The 25,563-nt window shown below is 60.8% G+C and carries 28 protein-coding genes and 1 pseudogene; 15 read left to right on the forward strand and 14 right to left on the reverse strand.

Features of this window, described 5'->3' with window-relative positions:
* The first annotated feature begins 9 nt into the window (after positions 1–9).
* Positions 10–789, forward strand: coding sequence for an ABC transporter substrate-binding protein (locus HMPREF3138_RS02400; protein WP_038879944.1), 780 nt, complete (start codon positions 10–12; stop codon positions 787–789).
* Positions 790–823: 34 nt separating this feature from the next.
* Here the strand turns inward: HMPREF3138_RS02400 and ddlA are convergent, their stop codons facing one another.
* Entirely contained in the window at positions 824–1,927 is a 1,104-nt protein-coding gene (gene ddlA, locus HMPREF3138_RS02405; protein WP_038879941.1) for a D-alanine--D-alanine ligase, read from the reverse strand.
* Positions 1,928–2,095: 168 nt separating this feature from the next.
* Here ddlA and HMPREF3138_RS02410 point away from each other — a divergent pair, with 168 nt between their 5' ends.
* From HMPREF3138_RS02410 to dld, 3 genes are all read left to right on the forward strand, one after another.
* A complete protein-coding gene (locus HMPREF3138_RS02410) occupies positions 2,096–2,299 on the forward strand; it encodes a ParD-like family protein (RefSeq protein WP_006324220.1) in 204 nt (67 codons plus the stop codon).
* On the forward strand, positions 2,296–3,090 hold the full coding sequence (gene map, locus HMPREF3138_RS02415) for a type I methionyl aminopeptidase (protein ID WP_038879936.1): 795 nt from the start codon (positions 2,296–2,298) through the stop codon (positions 3,088–3,090). Before HMPREF3138_RS02410 ends, map begins: the two co-directional genes overlap by 4 nt.
* A 125-nt stretch (positions 3,091–3,215) precedes the next feature.
* On the forward strand, positions 3,216–4,922 hold the full coding sequence (gene dld, locus HMPREF3138_RS02420) for a D-lactate dehydrogenase (protein ID WP_038879933.1): 1,707 nt from the start codon (positions 3,216–3,218) through the stop codon (positions 4,920–4,922).
* 74 nt (positions 4,923–4,996) lie between these two features.
* Here the strand turns inward: dld and HMPREF3138_RS02425 are convergent, their stop codons facing one another.
* Genes HMPREF3138_RS02425 through HMPREF3138_RS02435 form a run of 3 tightly spaced genes read right to left on the reverse strand, consistent with a single transcriptional unit; the run spans position 4,997 to position 7,690 of the window.
* On the reverse strand, positions 4,997–6,004 hold the full coding sequence (locus tag HMPREF3138_RS02425) for a FecCD family ABC transporter permease (protein ID WP_038879930.1): 1,008 nt from the start codon (positions 6,002–6,004) through the stop codon (positions 4,997–4,999).
* Complete coding sequence (locus HMPREF3138_RS02430; RefSeq protein ID WP_038879927.1) at positions 6,001–6,957, reverse strand: ABC transporter substrate-binding protein; 957 nt, start codon at positions 6,955–6,957, stop codon at positions 6,001–6,003. Before HMPREF3138_RS02430 ends, HMPREF3138_RS02425 begins: the two co-directional genes overlap by 4 nt.
* Positions 6,958–6,973: 16 nt before the next feature.
* Positions 6,974–7,690, reverse strand: coding sequence for an ABC transporter ATP-binding protein (locus tag HMPREF3138_RS02435; RefSeq protein WP_038879924.1), 717 nt, complete (start codon positions 7,688–7,690; stop codon positions 6,974–6,976).
* 598 nt (positions 7,691–8,288) lie between these two features.
* Here HMPREF3138_RS02435 and HMPREF3138_RS02440 point away from each other — a divergent pair.
* A complete protein-coding gene (locus HMPREF3138_RS02440) occupies positions 8,289–9,140 on the forward strand; it encodes a DMT family transporter (protein ID WP_038879922.1) in 852 nt (283 codons plus the stop codon).
* Positions 9,141–9,196: 56 nt separating this feature from the next.
* On the opposite strand, the gene HMPREF3138_RS02445 is transcribed toward HMPREF3138_RS02440, so the two are convergent.
* Entirely contained in the window at positions 9,197–9,787 is a 591-nt protein-coding gene (locus HMPREF3138_RS02445) for a Yip1 family protein (protein WP_004939641.1), read from the reverse strand.
* Between the two features lie 203 nt (positions 9,788–9,990).
* Between HMPREF3138_RS02445 and HMPREF3138_RS02450 the strand changes: the two genes are divergently transcribed.
* The 6 genes from HMPREF3138_RS02450 (at position 9,991) to HMPREF3138_RS02475 (ending at position 14,549) form a co-directional block, all read left to right on the forward strand.
* The gene (locus HMPREF3138_RS02450; protein WP_038879918.1) at positions 9,991–10,458 is read left to right on the forward strand and encodes an acyltransferase; all 468 of its coding nucleotides are present in this window, start codon (positions 9,991–9,993) and stop codon (positions 10,456–10,458) included.
* On the forward strand, positions 10,458–11,000 hold the full coding sequence (locus tag HMPREF3138_RS02455; RefSeq protein ID WP_033652386.1) for a GNAT family N-acetyltransferase: 543 nt from the start codon (positions 10,458–10,460) through the stop codon (positions 10,998–11,000). The genes HMPREF3138_RS02450 and HMPREF3138_RS02455 overlap by 1 nt, the downstream gene beginning before the upstream one ends.
* A gap of 104 nt (positions 11,001–11,104) precedes the next feature.
* Complete coding sequence (locus HMPREF3138_RS02460; RefSeq protein ID WP_038879915.1) at positions 11,105–11,956, forward strand: DUF1460 domain-containing protein; 852 nt, start codon at positions 11,105–11,107, stop codon at positions 11,954–11,956.
* Positions 11,957–12,086: 130 nt separating this feature from the next.
* The gene (locus HMPREF3138_RS02465) at positions 12,087–12,899 is read left to right on the forward strand and encodes a MetQ/NlpA family lipoprotein (RefSeq protein WP_038879912.1); all 813 of its coding nucleotides are present in this window, start codon (positions 12,087–12,089) and stop codon (positions 12,897–12,899) included.
* Between the two features lie 152 nt (positions 12,900–13,051).
* On the forward strand, positions 13,052–13,501 hold the full coding sequence (locus HMPREF3138_RS02470; protein WP_038879910.1) for a type II toxin-antitoxin system PemK/MazF family toxin: 450 nt from the start codon (positions 13,052–13,054) through the stop codon (positions 13,499–13,501).
* A gap of 508 nt (positions 13,502–14,009) precedes the next feature.
* Positions 14,010–14,549 (forward strand): GNAT family N-acetyltransferase, encoded by a 540-nt coding sequence (locus HMPREF3138_RS02475; RefSeq protein ID WP_038879907.1) that lies wholly within the window; start codon positions 14,010–14,012, stop codon positions 14,547–14,549.
* Positions 14,550–14,778: 229 nt separating this feature from the next.
* Here the strand turns inward: HMPREF3138_RS02475 and HMPREF3138_RS02480 are convergent, their stop codons facing one another.
* From HMPREF3138_RS02480 to HMPREF3138_RS02495, 5 genes are all read right to left on the reverse strand, one after another.
* Positions 14,779–15,699, reverse strand: a complete 921-nt coding sequence (locus HMPREF3138_RS02480; protein ID WP_028127651.1) for a DUF808 domain-containing protein — start codon at positions 15,697–15,699, stop codon at positions 14,779–14,781.
* Between the two features lie 122 nt (positions 15,700–15,821).
* Positions 15,822–16,739, reverse strand: a complete 918-nt coding sequence (locus HMPREF3138_RS02485) for an AEC family transporter (protein WP_038879900.1) — start codon at positions 16,737–16,739, stop codon at positions 15,822–15,824.
* Entirely contained in the window at positions 16,732–17,130 is a 399-nt protein-coding gene (locus tag HMPREF3138_RS25020; RefSeq protein WP_223294849.1) for a hypothetical protein, read from the reverse strand. The genes HMPREF3138_RS02485 and HMPREF3138_RS25020 overlap by 8 nt, the downstream gene beginning before the upstream one ends.
* A gap of 184 nt (positions 17,131–17,314) precedes the next feature.
* Positions 17,315–18,256: an alpha/beta fold hydrolase gene (locus HMPREF3138_RS02490; protein WP_229701970.1), complete on the reverse strand. Its 942-nt coding sequence runs from the start codon at positions 18,254–18,256 to the stop codon at positions 17,315–17,317.
* A gap of 79 nt (positions 18,257–18,335) precedes the next feature.
* Positions 18,336–18,740, reverse strand: coding sequence for a VOC family protein (locus tag HMPREF3138_RS02495; protein WP_033637539.1), 405 nt, complete (start codon positions 18,738–18,740; stop codon positions 18,336–18,338).
* A gap of 76 nt (positions 18,741–18,816) precedes the next feature.
* Here HMPREF3138_RS02495 and HMPREF3138_RS02500 point away from each other — a divergent pair, with 76 nt between their 5' ends.
* Entirely contained in the window at positions 18,817–19,272 is a 456-nt protein-coding gene (locus tag HMPREF3138_RS02500) for a GNAT family N-acetyltransferase (RefSeq protein ID WP_033637538.1), read from the forward strand.
* A 34-nt stretch (positions 19,273–19,306) separates the two neighbouring features.
* Here the strand turns inward: HMPREF3138_RS02500 and pbpG are convergent.
* The 3 genes and pseudogenes from pbpG to HMPREF3138_RS02515 all read right to left on the reverse strand — a co-directional run bounded on the left by pbpG (position 19,307) and on the right by HMPREF3138_RS02515 (position 22,480).
* Positions 19,307–20,235 (reverse strand): annotated as a pseudogene (gene pbpG, locus HMPREF3138_RS02505) (D-alanyl-D-alanine endopeptidase).
* Between the two features lie 151 nt (positions 20,236–20,386).
* A complete protein-coding gene (locus tag HMPREF3138_RS02510) occupies positions 20,387–21,490 on the reverse strand; it encodes an adenosylhomocysteinase (RefSeq protein ID WP_038879894.1) in 1,104 nt (367 codons plus the stop codon).
* 45 nt (positions 21,491–21,535) lie between these two features.
* Positions 21,536–22,480, reverse strand: coding sequence for a GlxA family transcriptional regulator (locus HMPREF3138_RS02515; protein WP_038879891.1), 945 nt, complete (start codon positions 22,478–22,480; stop codon positions 21,536–21,538).
* Positions 22,481–22,571: 91 nt separating this feature from the next.
* On the opposite strand from HMPREF3138_RS02515, the gene HMPREF3138_RS02520 reads away from it, so the two are divergent.
* A complete protein-coding gene (locus HMPREF3138_RS02520; protein ID WP_038879888.1) occupies positions 22,572–23,249 on the forward strand; it encodes a DJ-1/PfpI family protein in 678 nt (225 codons plus the stop codon).
* A 50-nt stretch (positions 23,250–23,299) separates the two neighbouring features.
* Positions 23,300–23,863, forward strand: a complete 564-nt coding sequence (locus HMPREF3138_RS02525) for a DedA family protein (RefSeq protein ID WP_038879885.1) — start codon at positions 23,300–23,302, stop codon at positions 23,861–23,863.
* Positions 23,864–23,879: 16 nt separating this feature from the next.
* Here HMPREF3138_RS02525 and HMPREF3138_RS02530 read toward each other — a convergent pair whose 3' ends face one another.
* Complete coding sequence (locus HMPREF3138_RS02530; RefSeq protein ID WP_038879882.1) at positions 23,880–24,773, reverse strand: LysR family transcriptional regulator; 894 nt, start codon at positions 24,771–24,773, stop codon at positions 23,880–23,882.
* A 112-nt stretch (positions 24,774–24,885) separates the two neighbouring features.
* Here HMPREF3138_RS02530 and HMPREF3138_RS02535 point away from each other — a divergent pair, with 112 nt between their 5' ends.
* Positions 24,886–25,323 (forward strand): PACE efflux transporter, encoded by a 438-nt coding sequence (locus tag HMPREF3138_RS02535; RefSeq protein ID WP_038879879.1) that lies wholly within the window; start codon positions 24,886–24,888, stop codon positions 25,321–25,323.
* Positions 25,324–25,563: the final 240 nt, after the last annotated feature.

The following is a 25,563-nucleotide window of genomic DNA, read 5'->3' on the forward strand; positions in this document are numbered from 1 at the left end:
GCACTGCCTATGAAAGCACTGAAAACGCTGTTCGCCGCCGGATGCCTGCTGGCCGCCGGCACTTCGCTGGCGGCGGAAAACAGCCTGCGCTTCGGCCTGGAAGCGCTGTATCCGCCGTTCGAATCCAAATCCGCCAGCGGCAAACTGGAAGGGTTCGACATCGAACTGGGCGACGCGGTGTGCGCCGCCGCGCAGTTGAAATGCAGCTGGGTGGAAACCTCGTTCGACAGCCTGATCCCGGCGCTGCAGGCGCGCAAGTTCGACGCCATCAACTCGGCGATGAACGTGACCGAACAGCGGCGTCAGGCGATCGCCTTTACCGACGCCATCTATCAGGTGCCGAACCGCCTGATCGCCAAGGCCGACAGCGGCCTGCTGCCGGACGCCAAATCGCTGGCGGGCAAACACGTGGGCGTGCTGCAAGGATCGATTCAGGAGATTTACGCCAAAACCCATTGGGCGCCGGCGGGCGTGGACGTGGTGTCTTACCAGGATCAGAATCAGGTTTATCTGGATCTGGCGGCCGGTCGGCTCGACGCCACGCTGGTGATGGCGCCGTCGGGGCAAAGCGGCTTCCTGTCGCAGCCGGACGGCAAAGGCTTCGCCTTCGTCGGCGAGGCGGTGCGCGACGACAAGATCCTCGGTGAAGGCATCGCCTTCGGCCTGCGCAAAGGGGATGAGGCGCTGAAGAAGAAACTGGATGCCGCCATCGCCAAAGTGAAACAGCAAGGCACGGTGACGGCGCTGTCGAAGAAGTATTTCGGCGATATCGACGTGACGGTGAAGTGATGGACGGGGGCGGCACCGCCGCCCCCTCCCACGTTTAGCGATCGAATACCGAACTGTTCAGCGCACGATCCTGCTGGTGGCGTTCCAGCGCCAATTCGATCAGGCTCGTGATCAGCGCCTGATAGCTGACGCCGCTGGCGGCCCACAGCTTGGGATACATGCTAATATTGGTGAAGCCCGGCAGCGTGTTAATTTCGTTGATCACCACCTGGTTGTCCGGCGTCAGGAACACATCCACCCGCGCCAGCCCGAAGCACTCCAGCGCGCGGAACGCCTTCAGCGCCACCTCACGGATGTGGTCACTCACTTCCGGCGCGATTGCCGCCGGCACCACCACCTGAGCGCCCTGCTCATTGATGTATTTGGTGTCGTAAGAATAGAAGGCGTCGCTCAGCACGATCTCGCCGCACACGCTGGCCTGCGGATCGTCGTTGCCCAGCACCGCGCACTCGATCTCGCGGCCAACGATCGCTGACTCCACCAGCACCTTGTGATCGAAGCTGAAGGCCAGCGATACCGCCGCGTCGAACTCGGCGCGGTTTTCCACCTTGCTGACCCCGACCGAGGAGCCCTGGTTGGCCGGCTTGACGAACAGCGGCAGGCCGAGGCGCTCGCTCAATTGCTCAAACGTAAATCCGGCGCGGTTGGCGCGCGTCAGGGTGACGAACGGCGCCACCGCAAGCCCGGCATCGCGCAGCAGGCGCTTGGTCACGTCTTTATCCATGCTGACCGCCGAGCCGAGCACGCCGGCGCCGACGAACGGCATATTGGCCATGCGCAGCAGCCCCTGCAGCGAGCCGTCCTCCCCCAGCGTGCCGTGCACGATCGGGAAAATAACGTCCAGTTGGCCCAGCGCGCCGGCGCTGCCCGCTTCGATCAGCTGCTGTTTTTCCTGGCCCGGGATCAGCGCCACGTTCTTGTTCGAGCGGTTCAGCGCGATCAGCGCCGGGTTCTCGGCGTTGAGCAGGTAGTTGGAGGCGTCGTTGATGTGCCACTGCCCCTGTTTGTCGATCCCCAGCAGCGTGACGTCAAACTTCTCTTTGTCGATTGCATCCACAATGTTTTTGGCCGACTGCAGCGACACCTCATGCTCCGCCGATTTACCGCCAAAAATCACCCCAACACGTAGTTTAGTCACGCCTTAAATCCTTCTGAAAAATCATGGCAAAAAAGTCGTTCATCACAATAAACGCATTGTCTGGCGGCGGCAATCGTTGTTGCCAGAATCTTCTTACGCCACAGAATGCCACATCGCCACCATCCTAAACGTATACACTTCGTATATCGTTCACTTAGGGAGACGCCGATGGGCATCGTAAAAATTTCAGACGCGCTGCATGACGATCTGCGCCTCGCCAGCCTGACCATGACGCGTTCGATCAACGCGCAGGCCGAATACTGGATCAAGATCGGTATGCTGGCGGAGTTCCATCCGGAACTGACCTACCCGCAGCTGGTAAAAAAGATGATGAAAGATAACGCGCTGACGCTGAAGGAGATTGTCGGGTGAAACAGATTGTGATTAAAACGCCGGAAGAGATTGCCAAAATGCGCCACTCCGGCGCCCTGCTGGCGAAAGTGTTTGCTATGCTCGATGAGGTCATCGTCGAAGGCATCTCCACCATGGAGATCAACGACCGCGCCGAGGCGTTTATCGTCGAAGAGCTGAAGTCGCGCCCGGCCAGCAAAGGGCAGTATGATTTCCCCTATGTGCTCAACACCTCAATCGACGATGTGGTGTGCCACGGGGTGCCGTCGGCCAGCAAAATCCTGCGTTCCGGCATGATTATCAACGTAGACATCACGCTGGAAAACGGCGGCTATATCGCCGACTCCAGCAAGATGTACTGCGTCGGCCAGGTGACGCCGCTGGCCAAACGGCTGGTGAACAACGTCTATGAATCGATGTGGCAGGGCATTCGCGCGGTAAAACCGGGTGCCACCCTGGGCGATATCGGCCATGCCGTCCAGCGGCACGCCGAGCAGGCCGGCTACAGCATCGTGCGGGAGTATTGCGGCCACGGCATCGGCCGCGATATGCATGAAGAGCCGGCGGTATTGCACTACGGTCAACCCGGCAGCGGTATGGTGCTGCAGGAAGGCATGGTGTTCACCATCGAGCCGATGATCAACCAGGGCGACCGCCGCATCAAGCAGAAGAAAGACGGCTGGACGGTGGTGACGCGCGACAAAAAACTGTCGGCACAGTGGGAACACACCGTGGCGGTCACCGCCGACGGCGTGGAGATCCTGACGCTGCGCGACGAAGAGCGCCGGGCCGGCTACGCCGAACGCTACTAAACCCGCAAGCCATTAGCCTGGCAAGCTGATAGCTTAATAAGTTATTTAATTGATAGCCTCTTAGCTTATATGTGGCACTCCGGCGCCGCGGTTAAAGCAACGGGGATGACAGGGAGACAGGCAGCATGCAGTCAGGCAATCAGGCATTTATCAACCAGCTTAAAGACATCGTCGGCGGCCCGCAGCTGTTGACCGGCGATCGCAACACCGAGCGGTATCGCAAGGGGTTCCGCTCCGGCGAAGGCCAGGCGCTGGCGGTGGCGTTTCCCACCAGCCTGCTGCAGCTGTGGCGCATTTTGCAGGCCTGCGTGGCCGCCGACAAAATCGTCATCATGCAGGCCGCCAATACCGGCCTGACCGAAGGATCGACCCCCAGCGGCAACGACTATGACCGCGACATCGTCATCGTCAGCACCCTGCGCCTCGACCATATTCAGGTGCTGGACAACGGCAAGCAGGTGGTCGGCTTCCCCGGCAGCACCCTGCACCACCTCGAGAAATTGCTCAAGCCCTACGGCCGCGAACCGCATTCGGTGATCGGTTCCTCCTGCATCGGCGCCTCGGTGATCGGCGGCGTGTGCAACAACTCCGGCGGCTCGCTGGTGAAACGCGGCCCGGCCTACACCGAAATGGCGCTGTACGCCCAGCTAGGGGAAGACGGCCAGCTGCGCCTGGTGAACCATTTGGGCATCCGCCTCGGCGACACGCCGGAAGAGATCCTCACCCGGCTGGAAAAAGGCGACTATCGCCCGACAGACGTCGAATACGGCGAGCTGCGCGCCTCGGATAACGAGTACGCCAGCCGGGTGCGCGACGTCGATGCCGACACCCCTTCCCGCTTCAACGCCGACAAACGCCGCCTGTACGAGGCCTCCGGCTGCGCCGGCAAGCTGGCGGTGTTCGCGGTGCGGCTCGACACCTTCGAGAAAGAAGGCAAAGAGCAGGTGTTCTATATCGGCACCAACGACACCGCGGTGCTGACCGAACTGCGCCGCCACATGCTGAGCCAGTTCGAAAACCTGCCGGTGGCCGGTGAGTACATGCACCGCGATATCTTCGACATCGCCGAGGTGTACGGCAAAGACACCTTCATGATGATCGACAAGCTCGGCACCGATCAGATGCCGCGCTTCTTCACCCTGAAAGGCCGTATGGACGCCAGCCTCAACAAGCTGCCGCTGCTGCCACACAACCTGACCGATCGGCTGATGCAGGGCCTGAGCCATCTGGCGCCGAGCCACCTGCCGAAGCGCATGAAGGAATACCGCGAACGTTTCGAACATCACCTGCTGCTGAAGATGGCCGGCCCCGGCGTAGACGAAGCGCAGCGCTACCTGACCGAGTACTTCGCCCAGGCCGAAGGCGCTTTCTTCGCCTGCACGCCTGACGAAGGCAAAAAGGCCTTCCTGCACCGCTTCGCCGCCGCCGGCGCCGCCGTGCGCTACCATGCGGTGCACGCCGACAAGGTGGAGGATATTCTGGCGCTGGATATCGCCCTGCGCCGCAACGACACCGACTGGTTCGAAACCCTGCCGCCGGAGATTGACAGCCAACTGGTGCATAAGCTGTATTACGGCCACTTTATGTGCCACGTCTTCCATCAGGACTACGTGGTGAAAAAGGGCGTCGACAGCCACGCGCTAAAGGAAAAGATGCTCGAGATCCTTAACCGGCGCGGCGCCGAGTACCCCGCGGAGCATAACGTCGGCCACCTGTACCACGCCAAGGCGGATCTGCAGGCGTTCTACCGCACCGCCGATCCGACCAACAGCTTCAACCCCGGCATCGGCAAAACCAGCAAACGTAAAGGCTGGGCCGAAGGCCCCCGCTAAGACCGCCCGATAGGCCCGCCGCCGCACCCGGCGCGGGCTTTTGATAGACGACTTTATCTTCGCAGGGTGCGCGTTCATCGTTCCGCGCGCAGCAGCAAGGAGACGATGAACGCGCCCCCCAGCCCCGCCGTAATGATGCCGATGGGCAGCTCCTGATTGGGGATCAGACTGCGGCTGAGCATGTCGCCGCCGATCAGCAGCGTCGCCCCCAGCAGGCCGCACATCGGCACGGCCAAACGGTGGCGCACGCCCACCAGGCGCCGGGCCAGATAGGGCACCATCAGCCCGACAAAGCCGATCACGCCCGTCAGCGAAACGAGAAACGCCGTGGACAGTGCGCAGCACAGAAAGGTCTCGGTGCGCAGGCGCGCCACGTTGACCCCCATCGAATGGGCGGTTTGCTCGCCCGCCAGCAGCGCGTCCAGCGCCCGCCAACGCAGCGCCGTAAACCCGGCCAGCAGCACGAAACTCGCCAGCGGAATGGACAGATTATCCCAACGCGCCAGCCCCAGCCCGCCGAGCGACCAGAACAACACCGAACCGGCCGCCCGCTGATCGCCGGAAAACACCAGGTAGCTGGTGAGCGCGCTGAACAAAAACGAGACCGCCAGGCCGCAGACGATCAGCTGCTCGGCGCGCCTGACCCGGCCGACGCGAAACAGGATCATCACCGCCAAGGCAGACAAAACGCCGCCGGCGAAGGCGGACAGCGGCAACGTCAGCGCGCCCAGCGCGTCGCCGAAGCGCGTGATGACCAGCACCGCGCCGGCGGAAGCGCCGGAGGAGAGACCAAACAAAAAAGGATCGGCCAGCTCATTGCGCGTGGTGGTCTGCAGCAGCGCGCCGGTCATCGCCAGCCCGGCGCCGGTCAAGGCCGCCAGCAAGGCTCTGGGCACCCGCAGTTGCACGACAATAGTGTCCAGCATGCCGGAGAGGGGCGCCGATGAAAGCCCCAATGCCGCCATCGTCTGCCGCCATGACAGCACGACGCTGCCCAACTGCAGGCTCCAGACCATTAACCCGCACAATACCGACAGCGCCAACGGCGCGAGCAGCATAAACCGCCGGGTCGGCGAGTTCATTCAGCCTCCGGCGCGTACAGCGCCCGCGCCAGCTTTTCCACCGCGCCGATGTTGGCCGGCCCCGGCGTCAGCTCCGCATACTGCAGTTTCAGATAGCGGTGGTGCCGTACGGCAGGCGTTAATTTCATCAACGGGTGGGACTCGAGGAAGCGCCGCAGCGCATCGGCACCCGATCCGGTCTGGTAATCCAGCAGAATAATGAAGTCGGGCTCGGCCGCCGCTACCGCCTCCCAGGACGCCGTCGTCCAGCTCGCCGGCAAGCCGTCCATCACGTTGCGGCCGCCCGCCGCTTCGACGATCGCCGTCGGCATAGCGTATTTGCCGCTGGTGAAAGGCTTCTCCTCCCCCGAGTCATAGACGAACACCTTGAGCGGCGCCTGGCCCGCCGGCCTGGCGGGCAGCGCAGCCAACCGGCGCTTCCAACCCTCAACCAGCGCGGTGGCCTCTTGCCGCTTGCCGAAAATCTTGCCGAGCTTCAGCTCATCGTCATACAGCAGATTCATATCGGCCTTCTGCGGCCGCCCGCCGGCCTGTACGCAGCTCTCGCTCAGCACCAGCGTTTTGATGCCGAACGGGGCGAGCTTCTCCGGCGTGACGTCGCCGCCGATCTTCATGCCGTAATTCCAGCCGGCGAAAAAGAAATCCGGCTGAACCGCCAGCAGCGTTTCCAAAGCGGGATATTTCGGCGCCAGTTCGGGAATGGCGCCCATCGCGGCCTTGAAGTCGGGCGTCAGTTTGTACCAGCCGGTGATGCCGGTCAGCCCGACAATGCGATCCTGCAAATGCAGTGCAAAAGCCATCTCGGCCATGTTGATGTCGTTGATGACGGCGCGCTGCGGCGCCTGGTTGAAGGTGACCGGCACACCGCAGCTTTCTACGGTGACGGGAAAATGTTCGGCCGCCGCCGACCTGGCGGCCAGCAACAGAAGCAGGATGAATACGCGTGCGTTCATGTTTCTCTCTGGTTGATCAAGCGCAATGGGGAACGTCAAAAATGCGCAGCGTTTTCCCGCTGACGGGATGCGCCACCTTGAAACTGTTCATGCCGAACACCGGCAAAATCACCGAAGTCTGTAACACCGCCTCGGGCGTACCACAGGCTACCTGGCGGCTTTCGTTCAGCACCAGGATCCGATCGGCAAACGCCTCTGCCACGGGCAAATCGTGCAGCACCGCAATCACGGCAATGTCTTTATTTTTCACTAACGACAGCAGCGCCGCGCGCCCAGGCGGATCGAGGTGATTGGTCGGTTCATCCAGCAACAACAGATCGGGAGACTGCGCCAACGCCCGGGCCAGCGCGGCGCGCTGACGCTGGCCGCCCGAGAGCCGCCCTAGCGGATGGTGCCTGAGCGGCGCCAGCCCGGTTTCCCCGATGGCTTCGTCAACGATGCGTTTTCCCGCCGCAGAGCGTGCGCCATGCGGTAAACGGCCCAACGCCACGTAGTCCTCAACCGACAGCCGCAAATCCGGCGAATCGTTTTGCGCCAGAAAGGCGATGCTTTTGGCGCGTTCCGCCGCCGGCCACTCGGACAAGGCCCGCCCTCGCCAGTGAATGCCGCCGCTGTCCGGCCGCGTTTCGCCGATCAGGGCACGCAGCAGGCTGGACTTGCCGCTGCCGTTAGGACCGATCACCGCCAGCTTCTCACCGGCGCGCAGCGCGAAATGGATGTTGTCGAGTATCAATGCCCCGCCGTGGCCGGTCAGGCTAACTCCATCAACGTGGAGGATGTTGCGAACTGAATTCATCACGCATCAATTGTTATATTATAACATATCAATATTTTTACCACGATTACGCGCCTTCTGCAAAAGCGAATCGCAACGTCTTTTGCCGCACGCGTTGCGTGAACCGAGGAGGGACCAAGCCGCGCCCCTGCATCAACACTGCGCGGCCAAAACAACATAGCACACCCTTCAATTAATGATAATGATTTTCATTATCATTAAAATCATGATGATTTCCGATTGCACGCCCCGCTGAACTTGGTTATGTTTGAAGCGATTGGTTTCATTCCCTGTTTTCAGGAACTCACATGACCTACCTAGCGCACAGTACAGATCCGACAGACGCGACCGTTCCGGCCGTCGTTTTGCTGTGTGCTTCCTCCGCCCCACCCGCCGTTTCCTCTGTCGTTTCAGCGGTTGCCGCTTACCCACCACGCATTGTGGTTGTGCGCTAAGCCAAACCGACTTTTTACCTCCGGCTTATTGATCTGTTGCGTTCAGGCGTAGACCGCCGCGCGCGCCGGAGCCTGTAATTTTCACGACAGGTGAAATTGATATGCGATTACCTTCTCTCTGGGCCAATGCCGGCCTGGCTACGCTGTTCGTCCTGCTTTGGAGCAGCGGCGCGATCTTCTCCCGTTGGGGGTTGGAGCACGCTTCCGCCTTCGCTTTCCTGTTCTTCCGCTGCGCCATCGCACTGGCGGTGCTGTTGGCCATCGGCCTGTGGCAGCGCCAGTGCCTGCCCGCTCCCGGCACCCGCCGGCGCGTCGCGCTGATTGGCGTGTTGATGATCGGCAGCTATCAAATCTGCTATCTGCTGGCGCTGGAACAGGGTATTACGCCCGGCGTGCTGGCGACGCTGCTCGGCGTACAGCCGATCCTCACCCAGTTCATCACCGAACGGCGCTGCACCGGGCTGCGGGCGCTCGGCCTGGCGCTGGCAATGGTCGGGCTGACGCTGGTAGTGTACCAAAGCCTGATGGTGGCCCACTTCTCGCTGAGCGGCATGCTGTTCGCCTTTATCGCGCTGGGCTGCATGACCGCCGGCACCCTGCTGCAAAAAGGCATGACGCAGCCGCCGCTGGCGGTCTTGCCGCTGCAGTATGCCGTCGGGTTGCTGATGTGTACGCTGGCGCTGCCGTTTGAGCCGCTGCGGGTCGAATGGGGGCCGGCGTTCGTGCTGCCGCTGCTGTGGATGGCGGTGGTGATCTCGGTGCTGGCGACCTTCTTGCTGTATCGCCTGATCCAGCGCGGTAACCTGGTGCAGGTCACCAGCCTGTTCTATCTGATCCCGGCGGTGACCACCCTGCTGGACTACCTGTTGCTCGGCCACGCGCTGGCGGCGCTGAGCCTGCTGGGCATGGCGGGCATCGTGCTCGGCGTGATGCTGGTTTTCCGCCGCGTATAAAGCAAAAGCCCCCGCGCCGTTCCACCGGCGCGGGGGCGATAACAACAGCCGTTAACTCAGAACAACCAGGAACCGTACCCCCACAGCAGCACCGTCACCCCAAGCAGCAGCTCGAGCAACAGGATACCGATAGCGAAGGTCGAGCTGGAGAAGATGAACCCTTCCTTACTGTCGATATTCAGGAAGTGCGGGATCCCCAGATTCAGCAGATAGCCCGAATAGCACAGGCCGATAATGCCGACAAACAGACACAGCCAGACGACCGGATAGAGCGCCACAATCCCGCTGAGGAACATCGGGGTCGCCACGTAGCCGGCGAACACCATGCAGCGGTGCAGGCTGGGGCGCGATTCATAGCGCCGCGCCATCCAGTGAATGACTTTCCCCATGGCCGCTACGCCCGCCAGCATGAGCAGGTAAAACGCCACGGCGGTATAAAGCGCGGTAAACATGTCGAGCCTGATGGCATGTCCCTCGCCGGAGAGCCAGCCCAACTGGGTGGTGCCGATAAAGGCGCAGACCACCGGGATTGCTGCCAAGAGCAACACGTGATGGGTGTATAGGTGCGAGACGCTTTCATTCTCGCTTTTGATCTGTTCGAACTCGGCGCTGGGATGCGCCAGAAGTCCCCAAACATGACTGACCATGAGACACCTCCTATCTCGCCGTAGGCCGCGATCGGCGAACGAATTTCACACCTCTGACGGACAGCTACCCGTGCGAGGATTGCGGCCACGGGGCTCTCTCCCCTGTACTAATTATAGTCTTTCGGCGAAAAAACGTGCGGAAAGCGAAAGGCGCGGCGCTTTGTCTTATACTCCCCCATTAAACCCAGGCTGTGAGGAAGGTTATGTCATCCGCTATCATCACCCGCCAGGCGGGGATCGTCAACGTCGACGCCGGACGCAACGTCACCGTGGTAGAACCCTGCAATCTTTACGGCTGCCGGCTCGGCGACGATGTCTTCGTCGGCCCGTTCGTGGAGATCCAGCGCCACGTCAGCATCGGCGCGCGCAGTAAAATTCAGTCGCACAGCTTTATCTGCGAATACGTCACCCTCGGCGAAGCGTGTTTTGTCGGCCACGGCGTCACCTTCGCCAACGATCTGTTCAAAGACGGCGCGCCCAATGCCGATCCGGCCAGCTGGGGGCGCACCTGCATCGGCGATCGGGTGTCCATCGGCTCCGGCGCCACGATCCTGGCGGTGGAGATCTGCAGCGACGCGGTGATCGGCGCCGGGGCGGTCGTGACCCGCGACATCACCCGCAAGGGGATCTACGCCGGCAACCCGGCGCGTCTGCTGCGGGAGCTGCCGTAATGAACCCGGCCATCCGCATCGCGGCCATTGAGACGTTGCCCGACGATTATCTGGCCCGCGGCGATTTCAGCTTCACCATCGCCTGTTATGCCCTGCCGCAGTTCGACAGCCCGGTGGACAGCTGGCCAACTCGCCCGGTGGCGCCATTTCGCAAACGCTATCCCCTGGCGCCGTTCGCCAACGAAGACAGCGTGACCTTCCTGGCTTATCGCCAGAACGACGCCGTTGGCCACATCACGCTGAGCAAAAACTGGAACGGCTACACCCTGATCGACGAGATCGCCGTCAGCGCTGACGCGCGCCGCCAAGGCATCGCCGGGGCGCTGCTGGACTGCGCCAAACAGTGGGCGCGGCAGCAGGAAACCTCAGGTATGATGCTCGAAACGCAGAACAACAACCTGGCGGCCTGCCGCTGCTACCAGCACTATGGGTTTATCCTCGGCGGCATCGATCGCTTGCTGTATCGCGCCGAACCGGAGATCGCCGATCATGAAATCGCGCTGTTCTGGTATTTGCCGTTCAATAGCGAAATCGGTTACTGATTTATCGATTGCCATTGAGGTTATGTTTACTTTTTAACCCCTACCATCGGATGAGAACTGTTATCACTTACTCTGATAAACCAGCGACACCCATGGAGGGCCGTATGAACAAGAACAAGGCTGTTTTACTGATGTTAGCTATCGCCATGAGCGGATGCGCCGATCGCCCCACCGCCGTCACCCCCGCAACGCCGCCGACCGACGCCGCCGTTTCTCCGCCGGGCGTGCAGCCGGAGATGGACGCCAGCACCCGCAGCAAGCTGCGTGAGATCCTCGCGCTGCGCGCCGGTTGGCCCGCCGCACAGCCGCATGGCCGCACCGTCGATTTGATTTCGCGCGAGTTTCTCGGCACGCCCTATCTCGCCAACCGCCTGATCGGCTCGCAGAGCACGCCCGAGCAGTTGGTGATCGACTTCCGCGGGCTGGATTGCTTCACCTACATCGATTATGTGGAAGCGCTCAGCACTGCCCGCAGCGAAGGCGAGTTTGTACAACATCTGGTAGACATTCGCTACGTCGACGGCAAAATCGCCTTCCCGCAGCGCAAACACTTCTTCACCGACTGGGCGCAGCGGCCGCACCAGGTGGCCGAAGACATCACCGCGCAGCTCAGCCCGCACGCCGTCACCCTCGTGAAAACCCTCAACCGCAAGGCGGACGGTAGCAGCTACCTGCCCGGCTTGCCCGTCGTGCACCGCAGCGTGACCTATATCCCCAGCGACAACGTCGACGACAAGGTGCTGGCCCAGCTGCGCACGGGCGATTACATCGGTATTTACACCAACCTGGACGGGCTGGACGTGACCCACACCGGCATCTTCGTGATGACCGACAGCGGCCCGGTGCTGCGCAACGCCTCTTCACGCAAGGCCAACATGCGGGTGGTCGATTCGCCCTTTATGGATTACGTGATGGCTACGCCGGGCATCGTGGTGCTGCGTTCGCTCAGCCGATAACCCCCCGCCGCATAACGGCTATAAGCTATAGCCGTTTATGCTGAACGAGCGTTTGACTTCATCGGCGGTTCAGGCTTAGCTGTAAGGACAAAAAACAACTGATTTTATTGTTCTTTTCAGGGAGACTTCGATGACCTTACGCTGGCGTATCACCCCTCTGGCGGCGGCCTTCGCCGCCGTATTGGCGCTTCAGGGCTGCGATCAAAAAACCGATCAGAATCATATCAAGGTCGGCGTCATCAACGGCGCGGAACAGGACGTGGCAGAAGTCGCCAGACAGGTGGCGAAAGAGAAATACGGGCTGGACGTCGAGCTGGTCGGCTTTAGCGGTTCACTGCTGCCGAACGACGCTACCGACAAGGGCGAACTGGACGCCAACGTGTTCCAGCACCGCCCGTTCCTCGAACAGCAAAACAAAGATCACGGCTATAAGCTGGTGGCGGTCGGCAATACCTTTGTCTTCCCGATGGCCGGCTACTCCAAAAAGATAAAATCGCTCAAAGAGCTGCCGGACGGCGCGGTGATCGCCATCCCGCTCGATCCGACCAACCTGGGGCGCGCCCTGCTGCTGCTGGAAAAAACCGGATTGATTACGCTGAAACAAGGCAAGGGGTTGTTGCCCACCGCCCTGGACATCAGCGCCAACCCGCACCATTACCAAATCATGGAGCTGGAAGGCGCGCAGCTGCCGCACGTGCTGGACGATCCAAAGGTCACCGTTGCCGTCATCAGCACCACCTACATCAACCAGACCGGTCTGACGCCGACCAAAGACGGCATCTTCATCGAGGATAAGGACTCGCCGTACACCAACATCATCGTCACCCGCGAAGACAACAAGGACGCGCCGAACGTGCAGAACTTCATCAAGGCCTATGAGTCTGACGAAGTGGCCAAGGCCGCCGAGAAAATCTTCAACGGCGGCGCGGTGAAAGGCTGGTAAATTCGGCCACCATCAAGGCGGATTCTGCGTACGAATCCGCAATATTTCACTTTCATTCCCCGTTTCCTTACGCCACACCTTTCTCTATAAGCAAAACGCCCGCATGCTCATTCCTCCATAACACGGATTGTTCACAACAAAGGAGTGTCTCGATGCCGATCAAATTTGCCCCCAAGGTCGGGGAAATTCTCGAGTGCAACTATGGCAACTATCCCCTATCAGTCTGCCAACCGCATGAAACCGGCTTTTATGATGGCCACATTCCACCAGAAATGGTGAAGAACCGTTTAGTTGTTGTGTTGAAAGGCAAAATTAACGGCAACGCCTGCATTATCGTACCGCTGTCGACCACCAGAGATTCGAACAAGATCGAACGGGGATTGCACATCGAAATTACGCGTGAACTCATCGAAGATATGAGATTCTTTCATCCGCAAACGCGCTGGGCAAAGGGCGATCTGGTGCAGCAAGTCAGCCGCCAACGGCTGAACAGAGCCCGTAAAGAGAGAGGCTTTCTTACCCAGTGTCTGTCGCGCGAGCTTGTTGCTGACATACAACGCGCCGTCATTAAGTCGATCAATGCCAAAAATATGCTGTTCTGACCAGTACGCTGTTGTTGACAAAACAGACAAATCAGGTGAAATTGTCGCCGTAGCCGATACAGGCCCTTATGCTATACCCTCCCTTTCAGGGACCTGCGAAGCCCAGCCATCCAGCTGGGCTTTTGCCTCTCTGGCGCCCACCGATTTTTAAAACGTCATCTTTTCTTCCCGCTCTTGTCCCTTACGTGGCGTCAGGCTGTAGTATCCCGTCACGCACAAGGGAGGCGCTAGATCGGTTATTGAAAGTCGGCGAACTGGCGCGCCGGATGGGCGTTTCACTGGCGGAAGTCGGGGCAATTCTGGCGCGTTCAGGGCCGGTGCTTCCGGCGGTGATTGAGCAGCAGATCGCCATGTTGAGTCCCGCAGTTGGCACAGAGCGCCGCATTGTGCGGCTGACAAACCCATAGGGTTTTCTTATCTCACCATAAGAAAACCCGATTTACCCCGGCGGTGAGCGGCGCGCATAATGGCGTTTATCCGCTGATTTCCAAGGTAAACAGGCATTACCATGACGCTCTCCGCTCCCGTACTCAGCCTCCTCGATGCCACGCCGGACGATATGGCCGCCGTGCTGCGCATTTACACCCACCACGTGCTGTACGGTGCCGCCTCGTTTGAAGAACAACCGCCGACCTTGGCGGAAATGCAGCTGCGGCTGGGTAAGGTGCGGAAAGCCGGGCTGCCCTGGCTGGTGGCGAAAAGCGAAGGCCGTATTGTGGGCTACTGCTATGCCACGCCGTATCGCCCCCGGCCGGCCTATCGTTTTACCGTGGAGGACTCGGTGTATATCGCCGAGGGGCAACAGGGCAAAGGCGTCGGCAAGGCTCTGCTGAGCGCGCTGATCGCCCGCTGTGAGCAAGGCCCCTGGCGCCAGATGCTGGCGATCGTCGGCGATTCCGCCGCCAACCGCGGTTCGCTGGCGCTGCACCAGTCGCTTGGTTTTACCAGCGTCGGGACGTTAAAGGCAGTGGGGTTCAAACTGGGGGAATGGCGCGACACCCACATCATGCAGCGCGCGCTGGGCGCGGGCGACAATCGGCATCCCTGAATGCATGGCGACGCACGATAGGAAGTTAGCGTCTATAGTGAAGAGTGATTTCATTGAGTTAGCGCTAGTTGTGCACCACATTTAACGGGTAAGGGAGAATCAAATGAAAATTATTCTGTGGATTGTCGCCATCATCTTTATCGTGGGTTTGTTGACGATTACCGGCGTTCTCAAACTGATATTTTAAAGCGTCTGCACCGTCCCGCCCCTCTCGGGGCGAGATTTTTCATCATGCCTTGAAACGCGCGCGTACCGCGCCCAGCGCCGACACCGCCGCCAGCACCACGCCGCCGGCCACCAGCCCGAACGCCACGTTCAGCAGGGCCGGAACCACACCCTGCAAAAGATGGCCAAACGTCGGCACCACGGTGGTGTACGAGGCCCAGTCTTCGAACAGGTGATGCACCGGCGGCAAACCGTGGGTCAGAATACCGCCGCCGACCATAAACATGGCGACAGTGCCGACGATCGACAGCGTTTTCATCAGATAAGGCGCGGCGCGCACGATGCCGCTGCCGATGGCGCGCGCCAACGCGCTGCCTTTGCGGCTCAGATACAACCCCAGATCGTCCAGCCTGACGATGCCGGCGACAATGCCGTACACGCCGAGCGTCATCACGACGGCGATGCCGCACAAGACGATCACCTGCTGGCTGAAGGTGGCGCCGGCGACCGTGCCCAGCGTGATGGCGATAATCTCGGCGGAGAGCACGAAATCGGTGCGTATCGCCCCTTTCACCTTGCGCTTCTCATAGGCCGCGGCGTCCTCATTGGCTCCGGGCCCGTCCGATTTTTCCTCCTGCGCCGCCTTGCCGTGGCTCAGGCTATGAAACACCTTTTCGAACCCTTCGTAACACAGGTAGGCGCCGCCCACCATCAGCAGCGGCGTAATCGCCCAGGGCGCGAAGGCGCTGATCAGCAGCGCCAGCGGCACCAGGATCGCCTTGTTGATCAGCGAGCCTTTGGCGACGCTCCACACCACCGGCAGTTCGCGATCGGCTTTAACGCCGGTGACCTGCTGCGCGTTAAGCGCCAGATCGTCCCCCAGCACCCCGGCGGTTTTTTTCGCCGCCATTTTGCTCATTAACGAGACGTCGTCCAACAACGAGGCGATGTCGTCGATGAGGGTAAGTAAGCTACTTCCTGCCAAAATGATTCATCCTTTTCATATTCACGGGCCATTCTATGTTTAGCATAGCGGTAAAGCGTCATGAAAGGATATGGGAGGATCGCGGAAAACGCCGGGCGGGCGAATGCCGCCCGGCGCCGGCGTTAGAGCGCTACGCTGCCCAGGATGAACGTCACGGTAATCACCGACAGCAGCGTCGTCCAGGTGATAATGGAGGCCATCGCTTCATGATCGCCCCCCATTTGCCGCGCCAGAATATAGGCGTTGCCGGCACAAGGCACGGCGGAGTAGAGAATGGCGATGCTGGCCGGCACGCCGGTGGCGCCGAAATAGTGCACCAGCGCAATGGTAATCAGCGGCATGGCCACCAGCTTCAGCACGGTCGCATAAGAGATGGAAACCAGCTTGCGGATATGCATGCTGACGATCAACCCTGCGCCGACCGACATCAGGCTCAGCGGCGTGGCGGCGTTGGAGAGATAAACGAACAGCTGTTTAAGCGCGCCGGTGATGTGCAGGTTGCACAGGTTCATCAGCACCCCGAACAACGCGCCGATGATCAGCGGGTTTTTCGTCAGCGCCAGCAGCGCGCCGCTCAGGCTTTTCTTGCTGCCGGTGCCGTAGTGGTTCATCACCAACACGCTCATGATGTTGGTCAGAATGATCATGTACGCCACGAAGAAACCGGACAGCGCCACCCCCTCGCTGCCGAACAGCGATTGCGACAGCGCGATGAATACATAAGAGTTGTATCTGACTCCGCCCTGAAAAATGGAGGTAAACAGATCGGCCGACGTATTGAAGAACAGTTTGCCAACGAAAATAATCAACGCGATGACCAGCGTGGAAACAATGGTCGCCACAACGGGATAAAAGCTGTCCGCACCGCTAAAATCCGCCTCGCTGATATCCAATATCAACAGTGCCGGAAAAAACAGGTAATAAACGAATTTGTCTGAGAAGCCCCAAAATACGGCGACATCTTTAACATAGAGTTTTGACAAATAGCCCAGCACGATTAACAAAAAGATCGGCAATATAGAAAGAAAAACGTTAAGCATGAATAATAACCTTAAATCGAGAAAATGCGCTCTTCAACCTGATTGAGGTTGCGGTGATTCCACAAGCTTGCCGAAATGAAGACGCGTTGCACCCAGCGCAACGGCGTATCTTTTTCATCGAAGGAAGGCGTGTCTTGGTTCGGGAAAAGGAAAAAAAGACGTCTTTATCCACCGGCACATTTCTTGAAATACGATAAGACCGTAGTGTGAACGACGCCTTTTTTGGGCTTAATACGGCACTTAATCTGTGGGGTAAGTGGGTATTCATGGCCGTTCGTATAGCGTGAATATAAACATCACCACCGGCGGGATCGTCAGCAATTTTATCTAATGCCGAAAATAACTCGTTTCGTTCCTGGTACGTCAATTGAAAGACGTTGTGGTAATCCATCCTGAGCATTCCTTGACAATAAGAATGTCATTAGCAAGCCTAATGAAACCGGCGGAATGTTAACATTTTGCAATCAAATTCATAAAGATTTATTAACTAATTTCGTGATCTTAATCACCACTCCTCCGTCCAGTTAATGGCGAAGAAGAAGTGATTAAGAAACAAATAGCTGCGCGGATGCGTCTCAATCGGACGCGATAGCGACTACGTTCGACAGGTAGCGCAGGACATGGCCGTGGGCCTCAAAGACGCACGATAAATGCGTGCTGCCCTCAAGCAAACCAAAGGCAACATGCACGCTGCCATGCTGTTCGACGAAACGCTGCAAGGATTGCGCGCTGAACAACTCATCCTGCGCCGCCGCCAGCAGCAAGGTCGGCAATCGCAGCGCCGCCAGTTGCTTTGCCGGAGTACGTGGCGTCAAGGCGTTAGCCATATTAACGCTGTATTGGCAGACAAAATCGGGGGCGGCGGCCAGCACGGCCGGGGGAAAATTCAGGCTGACCGCCCGAGATTGCCCAAACCACCGTCCACCGCTGAGCGCATTGGCCACAAAGGGCCATTGGCGCACCTGGGCAAAACGGGCCGCCGCCGGCAAATCGCGGGCCATCCCGGAAAATGGCCCCAGCTCGGGCGCCAGCAGGGTCAGGCTGTCCGCCTGCTGTTCACAAGGATAGCGGGTCAGGTAGTTGAGCAACATCCCGGCGCCGCTGGAATGGCCAAGCAGGTGCCTGCGCGCTAACGGAAAACGCAGGCGCATTTCCGCCAGGATGACATCGACATCGCGCCAAATACGCTCAGGCCGCTCAACCGTCCCCCGCTCTCCCGTGGAATCGCCATGCCCGCGAATATCGACCAGGCACACCGCGAGCGTTGGCTCGGCGGCCAGCTGGCGCGCAAGAATGTCATACCCGGCGGCGCTGTTAACCCCGCCGCCGTGATAAACCACGATCACGTCTTCACTCTCGGCAGTTTGCCGATACAGGCGGTAGCTCAATCCTTCAACGCGGCCGGACGACGTGCCCACCTGTGCCCCTGGCCACTCACCGTAAGACTTCGCTTGCTCAACATAGCGGTCAAAATCAATCAATTCGCACCTTTCCATGATGTGGTCGGTATTCCCCACGGCAGAGTTCCTGCCCCGGCGATAAGCATATGGAACAACAGCTGGAACTGCCATGCATTTTGCACACTCCCCCTTAGCGTCAGGGCAGATCCCCCGCCGGCACATTGAGCTGCCAGGAGAGCCCAAAGCGATCGTTGAGCCAGCCGAAGCGGGCGCTGAAGCCGTAGTCGTCGAGCGGCATCAGCACCTTGCCGCCCTCCGCCAAGCGGTGGAAAGCCTGCTCCAGCGCCTCTTCGTTAGGCAGGTTGATGAACAGCGACACCGCCGGGGTGAAGCTGAAATCATGGCTGATCGGGCTATCGATAAACACCAGGTTCTGCCGGTCAAAATCGATGGTGGCATGCTTGATCAATCGCCGGCCGTCCGGCGTCGGGTCGTAATGCTGCACCTGCATGAGCCGAAAACGCGCAAACACCTGGCTGTAGAGGTCGATCGCCTGCTGCGCCTCCCCCTGGAACATGACAAAGGTCGAAACCTGACTCATAACATCCTCTCCGGCAATCGTTGTGGTATTAATGGAGGATAGCGGATTACCGTTGAAGCGGCGGAAAGGAGCAACCATGAGCATCATTCACCGCCTGGCGCAGCCGGACGATCTCAACGGCCTGTTGGCTCTGTATCGCGAGCTGCGCCCGCAGGATGCGCCGCTGCGCACCGACGACGCGCGCCGCACCCTGCAGCGCCTGCTGGACGATCCGGCGATCCGTCTGGTGGTGGCGGCGGACGAGGAACAGCCGATCGCCACCTGCATGCTGGCGCTGATCCCGGGGCTGGCGCACCAGGCGCAGCCGTTCGGCGTCATCGAGCACGTAGTGACGGCAGAGCCCTATCGCGGCCACGGCGTGGCGCTCGCGATGATCGAATACGCGCTGCAGCTGGCCTGGCGCAAGGGCTGTTACAAGGTGATGCTGCTGTCGGGGCAGCAACGCACCGGCGCGCACCAGCTTTATCTCAAAGCGGGTTTCGACGGCGATCGCGAGCGGGGATTTGTCATCAGGCGGCCCGAGGGCCGATAGCGGCCTGCTGCAAACGAGCAGGCCGCCAGGCGGGTCATTCGGTGGCGTTTTTCGCCAGGCTGGCGTCTTTTTGGCGACGATAGTCGCGGGCGGCGGCCGGGATCGGCGTCACCTTGCCGGTTTCAATCCAGCTGCGCAGCCGGTTGGCGTCGGCGAAGTGGGTATATTTGCCGAAGGCGTCCAGCACCACCAGCGACACCGAGCGGTTACCGATCACGGTACGCATCGCCAGGCAGTGGCCCGCCTGGTTGGTGAAGCCGGTTTTGGTCAGCTGGATGTTCCATTTCGGGTTATACACCAGATGATTGGTGTTGCGGAACGGTAGCGTATAGTTCGGATCTTTGAAGCTGGCCATGCGCTCGGTGGTGGTGCTGAGCTGGCCAATTAACGGGTATTGCTTGGTGGCGATCAACAGCTTGGTCAGATCGCGCGCCGTCGACACGTTATGGATAGAGAGCCCGGTCGGTTCCACATAATGGGTATTGGTCATGCCCAGCGCCTTGGCCTTGGCGTTCATCGCTTTGATGAAGGCGTTGTAGCCCCCGGATAGTGGTGCGCCAGGCTGGCGGCGGCGCGGTTTTCCGACGACATCAGCGCCAGCAGCAGCATATCCTTACGGCTGATTTCGCTGTTCAGCCGCACCCGCGAATAAACCCCTTTCATCTCCGGCGTCTGGTGGATATCCACCGCCAGCATCTCGTCGAGCGGCAGGTGTGCGTCCAGCGTGACCATGGCGGTCATCAGCTTGGTGATCGAGGCGATCGGCACCACCTCATCCGGGTTGCGCGCGTACATCACCTTATGGGTTTGCATATCGACGACCATCGCGCTGCCGGAGGCCAGCTCCGGCTGGGTGGCGTGCAGAGCGGCGGCGTTGTCGCTGGCCAGCGCGCGCGGCGCAAAGCCTGCGCCCGCCTGCAAAGCGAGCAGGGTCAGAACCAAAACACGTATTTTCACAGGCATTACTCTGAAATGGGGGCTTGAACTCAGCGAATTATATGTGAGGGTTCAGCGCTTGGCACTGGGATTATAGGGCGGATTTGTGACAAATTCTGTCGGCCGAAAAACGACGCAGCCCGCGGGCGCTCTGGGATGAACGCCCGCGTAGAAAAAGTTACAGCGCCGGCTGCCAGGCCGACTGCGGCAGCAGGTACAGCCCCGGCGTTTGCCGCGCCCCCACGCCGACGATATGGCCGATGCCGGCCGCCATCACCGCCAGCGTCACGTCGAAGGCGTTGAGGCTGTCGCCGTAGCCGGCGGTCAGGTTGAACATCGAACCGTTGGCCAGCAAATAGACCGTCTTCTCATTGAGTTGGTAAGCGTTCACATAAGGCATCGGCTCGTGGTGCGACAGGCCCTTGAGGAAGCCGACGTCGATCTCTTCCGCCACGTGGCCGACGTTGAGGATAAACACGCCGTCCTGCGCCTGTTGCAGATGCTGCGCCGAGAGCACGTTTTTCGCGCCGGTCGCGGTAGCGATCACGTCCGCCTGCGCGACGGCGCTCGCCAGATCCACCACCTGCCAGCCGTCATAACGCGCCTGCAGCGCACGCGCCGGATCGATTTCCGCCACCATCACCTGGCCGCCGTAAGCCCTGGCCGCCGCCGCCGTCCCCTGCCCGACCAGGCCGTAGCCGATCACCAGCACGCGCTTTTCGTGCAGCGTCAGATGGGTGGTCTGGAAGAAGGTGTGCCAGGCGGTCAGCCCAACCATATGCCGATTGTGCAGCCCCTCTTTCACCGGCAGATCGTCCCAGTTGAAGATCGGGTAGCGCGGCGCCACGCCGTTCAAACGGCTGATGCCCGATCCGGTGGCTTCCAGCCCGGCGACGATCTGCGGGCCGTTCGGCGATTGGTGCAAGCGGGTGGTCAAATCCGCCCCCATTTCGCACAGGTGAGTCGGCTGCCAGGCCAACGCGCGGTCGAAAGATTCCGACCACTCGCCGGCGCTCATGTCACGCCAGGCGTAAGCCTGCGCGCCCCGTCGTTCCAGCCAGGCCACCACGTCGTTCTGCACCGTGGTGGGATTGCAGGTGGTCAGAAAGATCGCCGCGCCCTTGTCCAGCAAACCGGCTACCAGCGGCGCCATTTTCAGATCCAGGTGCATATTGCACGCCAGCCGCACCCCGTGCAGGTCCGGCAACGCCGCCACCGCCGCCCGGGTGCGCGGCATATGGCGCATCGCCCAGTTCAATTCGCTCTCGAAATCCTGATACATCCGTTGCTCCTCTGGTGTGCCCCGCCGCCAGGCGTGGCAAAAAAGTTACCCCGCGCGGCCGAGCCGGCGGATCGCCTGCGGCGACAGGCCAAATACCCGGATAAACGCCCGCCTCATGCGCTCCGGATCGCTGAATCCCACCGAACGGGCGATCGCCTCCAGCGGCTCGGTGCTCTCTTCGATGCGCCCCCTGGCCGCCTCCACCCGCAGCTGTTCGATCACCTTGGCCGGCGTCTGCCCGGTTTCGGCGCGGAACAGCCGACCGAACTGGCGCTCGCTCAGGCAGGCAGCGTCGGCCAGATCCGCCACCGACAGCGGCAGGTGCAAGTGCTCGCGCGCGAACGACAGCGCGGCGCGCATGCGATCCGACGACGGGTTCAACGCCAGCAGCAGCGAGTACTGCGACTGCCCGCCGGGGCGCCGGTGGTAGACCACCAGCTGCCGCGCCACGCCCGCCGCCATCGTGGCGCCAAGGTCGTCTTCTATCAACGCCAGCGCCAGATCGATACCGGCGCTGATGCCGGCCGAGGTCCAGATATCGCCGTCGCGAATGAAGATACGGTTGCTGTCGACGCGGATGCGCGGATAACTCTGCTGCAGCCGCGCCGCATGATACCAGTGGGTGGTGGCACGCTTGCCGTCCAGCAAACCGCAGGCCGCCAGAATAAACGCGCCGGTGCACACGCTGGCGATGCGCCGCGCTCGCCGGCTGTGGCTCGTCAGAAACGCCACCAGCGCCGGCGACTGCGCCGCCATCACGTTGCCGCTGCCGCCGGCCACCACCAGCGTATCGAAACGCTCGTCGCCGCACGGCTGCGTGGCGATCTCCACCCCCGCCGAGCTGGCGACCATCCCGCCCTGCGGCGAGATCGCCACGCAGCGGTAGGCCGGCGGGTCGGTAAATTGGCTGACGTTATCGAACGCCGCCAGCGGGCCGGCAAAGTCCAGCAGGTTGAAACCGGGAAAAACCACAAAACCGATCGTTTTCATGATGGCGCTTTTTGAGGGTTATCTGTCATATCAGCCAAAAACAGGGCGGCTATTATGGCCCAGGTCCAACGATAAAAATGAGGCGAATGTCATGTCTGAACCACTCGTGATTGTATTTCCCATCTATCAAGGCGTCACCCAACTCGACTTCACCGGCCCACTGCAGTTTCTGCGCCACATGCCGGGCGCGGAAATCATCGTCGCTTCGGTAGACGGCGCGGATGTCGAATCGGAAGGCCTGCACTTCACCCAGCTGCGCCCGCTGCCGGAGATCGCGCGCTGCGACGTGCTGTGCGTGCCGGGCGGCAGCGGCTGCACCCAAGCGCTGCAGGATGAAGCGTTCATGCGGCAAATCCGACGGCTGGGCGCCGATGCCCGCTACCTGACCTCGGTGTGCACCGGTTCGCTGATCCTGGCCGCCGCCGGCTTGCTGCCGGGCAAACGCGCCGCCTGCCACTGGTCGATGCGCGACAGCCTGAAGCTGTTCGGCGCCATACCCAGCGCTGCACGCGTAGAGCGCGACGGCAACGTGATCAGCGGCGGCGGCGTCACCGCCGGCATCGACTTTGCGCTGGCGCTGATCGCCGAACTGCACGGCGAAGACACCGCCCAAACGATCCAACTCTATCTGGAGTACGCCCCGGCTCCGCCGTTCACGGGCGGCACACCGGAACTGGCCCCGCCGCACATTTACGCCAAGGTGCAGGCACAAATGGCGGAAAGTCTGGCGCGGCGCAGAGCCTTGGTGGCCCAGATCGCCCAAAGCTAGCGATCGCGCGTATACTTGCCCTTATGCGTCAGTCACATAAGGAGTAAGGAATGACCGATTTGGCCCACTACATTACGGACTACGGCTACTGGGCGTTGTTTATCGGCTGCCTGGCTGAGGGAGAAACCATCACGCTGCTGGGCGGTATCGCCGCCCACGAAGGGCTGCTGCACTGGCCGTGGGTGATAGCCGTGGTGGCGCTCGGCGGCACGCTGGGGGATCTGCTGCTGTACTTCATCGGCCGCCGGTTCGAAGGCCGGGTCATCTCGCGGCTCAAAGGGCAGGAAAAGCGCATCGCGCGCGCCAGAAGGCTGATCGCCCGCCACCCGATGCTGTTCGTTATCGGGGTGCGCTTTATGTACGGCTTCCGCATCATCGGCCCGGTGCTGATCGGCGCCAGCCGGCTGCCGCCGTCGCGCTTTGTGCCGCTCAACATCCTCGGCGCCATTCTCTGGGCGACGATCTTCGTCATGCTCGGCTATTTTGGCGGCCAGGCGATCGAAAGCTTCTTTACCGGCTTCAATAAAAAACTCTCCAGCCTGCTGTTTGTTGCGCTGGCGATCGCCGCCATCCTGCTGGTGCGCTTCTGGTGGCGCAAACGCCACGCGGAATAAGCCAGCGCGCCTGGCGTCAGCTTTCCTGCGGCGCCGCGCGCATCAGCTCGACCAGCTCGCGCGCCGCCTTGTCCAGCGGGCGGCTCTTCAGCCAGATCAGATGCATCGGCAAGCGCAGCTCGTTCTTGGTGTTTTTGAATTTCAGCCGCATCAGCCGCCCCTGCGCCAGCAGCGGCTCGGCCAGCGACAGCGGGAAATTGCCCCACCCCAGGCCCGCTTCCACCATGTTCAGCGCCATCGGCAGGCTGTCGGTGCGCCAGTAGGCCTCCGCCACCTGCGGGCGCAGATCGCCGATCGGCAGATCGCGGCTGGCCACCATGATCTGCCGCACGTTGATCAGATCCTCGAGAAACAGCTCGCCCGCCGCGCCCTCCAGCGCCGGATGCTGCGGCGATACCATCGCCACCAGCGACTCCGCGCCGACGGAGTGGAACTGCTCCGCGCTGTTGATGTTCAGCCCGCCGAACGCGAGGCAGACGCCAATGCGCCCCTGATGCAGCATATGCAGCACGTCGTCCTGCGGCGCGCTGAGCACTTCGATGTTCAGCAGCGGATAACGTTGCGACAGCGTTTTCACCGCCACCAGCAGGCCGGCGCCGTTGATGTCAGACGCCACGCCGATCGAAAGCGTGCTTTCCAGCCCCTGTGAAAGTTCGATGGCGTGCACCTGCAGCTGCTTGAGCTGCCCGGCGATCAGGCGGGCGTGCGGCGCCAGGGCCAACGCCAGCGCGGTCGGCGTCGGTTCGCGGTGCGAGCGATCGAACAATGCGAAACCGAGTTCCGCCTCCATGTTGGCGATACCCATGCTGACGGCGGACGGTACGCGCCGCAGCGCGCGGGCGGCGGCGGAAAACGAACCGCGATCGAGCACCGCCAGAAACAGTTCGATATTGTCGCTGGAAAAGTTCATCGTTTAACCTGTCAGTAAAACTGACAGCTCCTGACTTTTTCTATCAATGTGATTGACGCTATCTTAGCCGCCGCCGCCACAGAGGCAACTAAAAACAGATCGGGAGAAAACAATGCAAGGCGTCAAACGCAAACTGGTGTATGTCACCGCTTATGAACTTATCGGCATGACGATCTCGGCGCTGGGGCTGGCGCTGCTGTCGGGCCACGCGCCGAGCAGCACCGGGCCGCTGGCGGTGGTGATCACCACCCTCGCGGTCAGCTGGAACTTCATTTACAACTACCTGTTCGAGTGGTGGGAAAGCCGCCAGGCGTCGCGCACCCGCACCCTCAAGCGCCGCATTTTGCACGCAGTGGGCTTTCAGCTGACGCTGGTAGTGTATCTGATCCCGCTGATCGCCTGGTGGATGGGCATCACGCTGTGGCAGGCGCTGCTGCTGGACATGGCGCTGATCATCATCATTCCTTGCTACACCTTCCTGTTTAACTGGGCGTTCGACAAGCTGTTCGGCCTGCCGGCTTCGGCTCTGCCGGCCGGTGAATCCGCCTAAAAACCCCCTCGTCCGATTCGCCTGCGCACGCCCATCGCCGCGCAGGCGCCATCGCTTTATTTTCCGCCCGCCTTTACCCCGACGCGAAATAACCTTCAAATCCCTTTAGTTTGCACGGTAATTATTATTCTGTGATTTCAATCACTTTTATCGTTCGATATTTCCGTGTTGATAATGAGACTCATCTTACTGAATAATATGCGCTTTTGTTTTCAGTTTAAAAAATACACACAATTGCTC

The organism is Serratia sp. HMSC15F11 (genome assembly GCF_001808215.1).
GTDB classification, from domain to species: domain Bacteria; phylum Pseudomonadota; class Gammaproteobacteria; order Enterobacterales; family Enterobacteriaceae; genus Serratia; species Serratia nevei.

Coding starts and splice junctions, on each gene's coding strand:
- HMPREF3138_RS02400 (WP_038879944.1), top strand. CDS start 10: ATGAAAGCACTGAAAACGCTGTTCGCCGCCGGATGCCTGCTGGCCGCC.
- HMPREF3138_RS02410 (WP_006324220.1), top strand. CDS start 2,096: ATGGGCATCGTAAAAATTTCAGACGCGCTGCATGACGATCTGCGCCTC.
- dld (WP_038879933.1), top strand. CDS start 3,216: ATGCAGTCAGGCAATCAGGCATTTATCAACCAGCTTAAAGACATCGTC.
- HMPREF3138_RS02425 (WP_038879930.1), bottom strand. CDS start 6,004: ATGAACTCGCCGACCCGGCGGTTTATGCTGCTCGCGCCGTTGGCGCTG.
- HMPREF3138_RS02430 (WP_038879927.1), bottom strand. CDS start 6,957: ATGAACGCACGCGTATTCATCCTGCTTCTGTTGCTGGCCGCCAGGTCG.
- HMPREF3138_RS02440 (WP_038879922.1), top strand. CDS start 8,289: ATGCGATTACCTTCTCTCTGGGCCAATGCCGGCCTGGCTACGCTGTTC.
- HMPREF3138_RS02445 (WP_004939641.1), bottom strand. CDS start 9,787: ATGGTCAGTCATGTTTGGGGACTTCTGGCGCATCCCAGCGCCGAGTTC.
- HMPREF3138_RS02450 (WP_038879918.1), top strand. CDS start 9,991: ATGTCATCCGCTATCATCACCCGCCAGGCGGGGATCGTCAACGTCGAC.
- HMPREF3138_RS02455 (WP_033652386.1), top strand. CDS start 10,458: ATGAACCCGGCCATCCGCATCGCGGCCATTGAGACGTTGCCCGACGAT.
- HMPREF3138_RS02460 (WP_038879915.1), top strand. CDS start 11,105: ATGAACAAGAACAAGGCTGTTTTACTGATGTTAGCTATCGCCATGAGC.
- HMPREF3138_RS02465 (WP_038879912.1), top strand. CDS start 12,087: ATGACCTTACGCTGGCGTATCACCCCTCTGGCGGCGGCCTTCGCCGCC.
- HMPREF3138_RS02470 (WP_038879910.1), top strand. CDS start 13,052: ATGCCGATCAAATTTGCCCCCAAGGTCGGGGAAATTCTCGAGTGCAAC.
- HMPREF3138_RS02475 (WP_038879907.1), top strand. CDS start 14,010: ATGACGCTCTCCGCTCCCGTACTCAGCCTCCTCGATGCCACGCCGGAC.
- HMPREF3138_RS02485 (WP_038879900.1), bottom strand. CDS start 16,739: ATGCTTAACGTTTTTCTTTCTATATTGCCGATCTTTTTGTTAATCGTG.
- HMPREF3138_RS25020 (WP_223294849.1), bottom strand. CDS start 17,130: ATGGATTACCACAACGTCTTTCAATTGACGTACCAGGAACGAAACGAG.
- HMPREF3138_RS02495 (WP_033637539.1), bottom strand. CDS start 18,740: ATGAGTCAGGTTTCGACCTTTGTCATGTTCCAGGGGGAGGCGCAGCAG.
- HMPREF3138_RS02500 (WP_033637538.1), top strand. CDS start 18,817: ATGAGCATCATTCACCGCCTGGCGCAGCCGGACGATCTCAACGGCCTG.
- HMPREF3138_RS02510 (WP_038879894.1), bottom strand. CDS start 21,490: ATGTATCAGGATTTCGAGAGCGAATTGAACTGGGCGATGCGCCATATG.
- HMPREF3138_RS02515 (WP_038879891.1), bottom strand. CDS start 22,480: ATGAAAACGATCGGTTTTGTGGTTTTTCCCGGTTTCAACCTGCTGGAC.
- HMPREF3138_RS02520 (WP_038879888.1), top strand. CDS start 22,572: ATGTCTGAACCACTCGTGATTGTATTTCCCATCTATCAAGGCGTCACC.
- HMPREF3138_RS02525 (WP_038879885.1), top strand. CDS start 23,300: ATGACCGATTTGGCCCACTACATTACGGACTACGGCTACTGGGCGTTG.
- HMPREF3138_RS02530 (WP_038879882.1), bottom strand. CDS start 24,773: ATGAACTTTTCCAGCGACAATATCGAACTGTTTCTGGCGGTGCTCGAT.
- HMPREF3138_RS02535 (WP_038879879.1), top strand. CDS start 24,886: ATGCAAGGCGTCAAACGCAAACTGGTGTATGTCACCGCTTATGAACTT.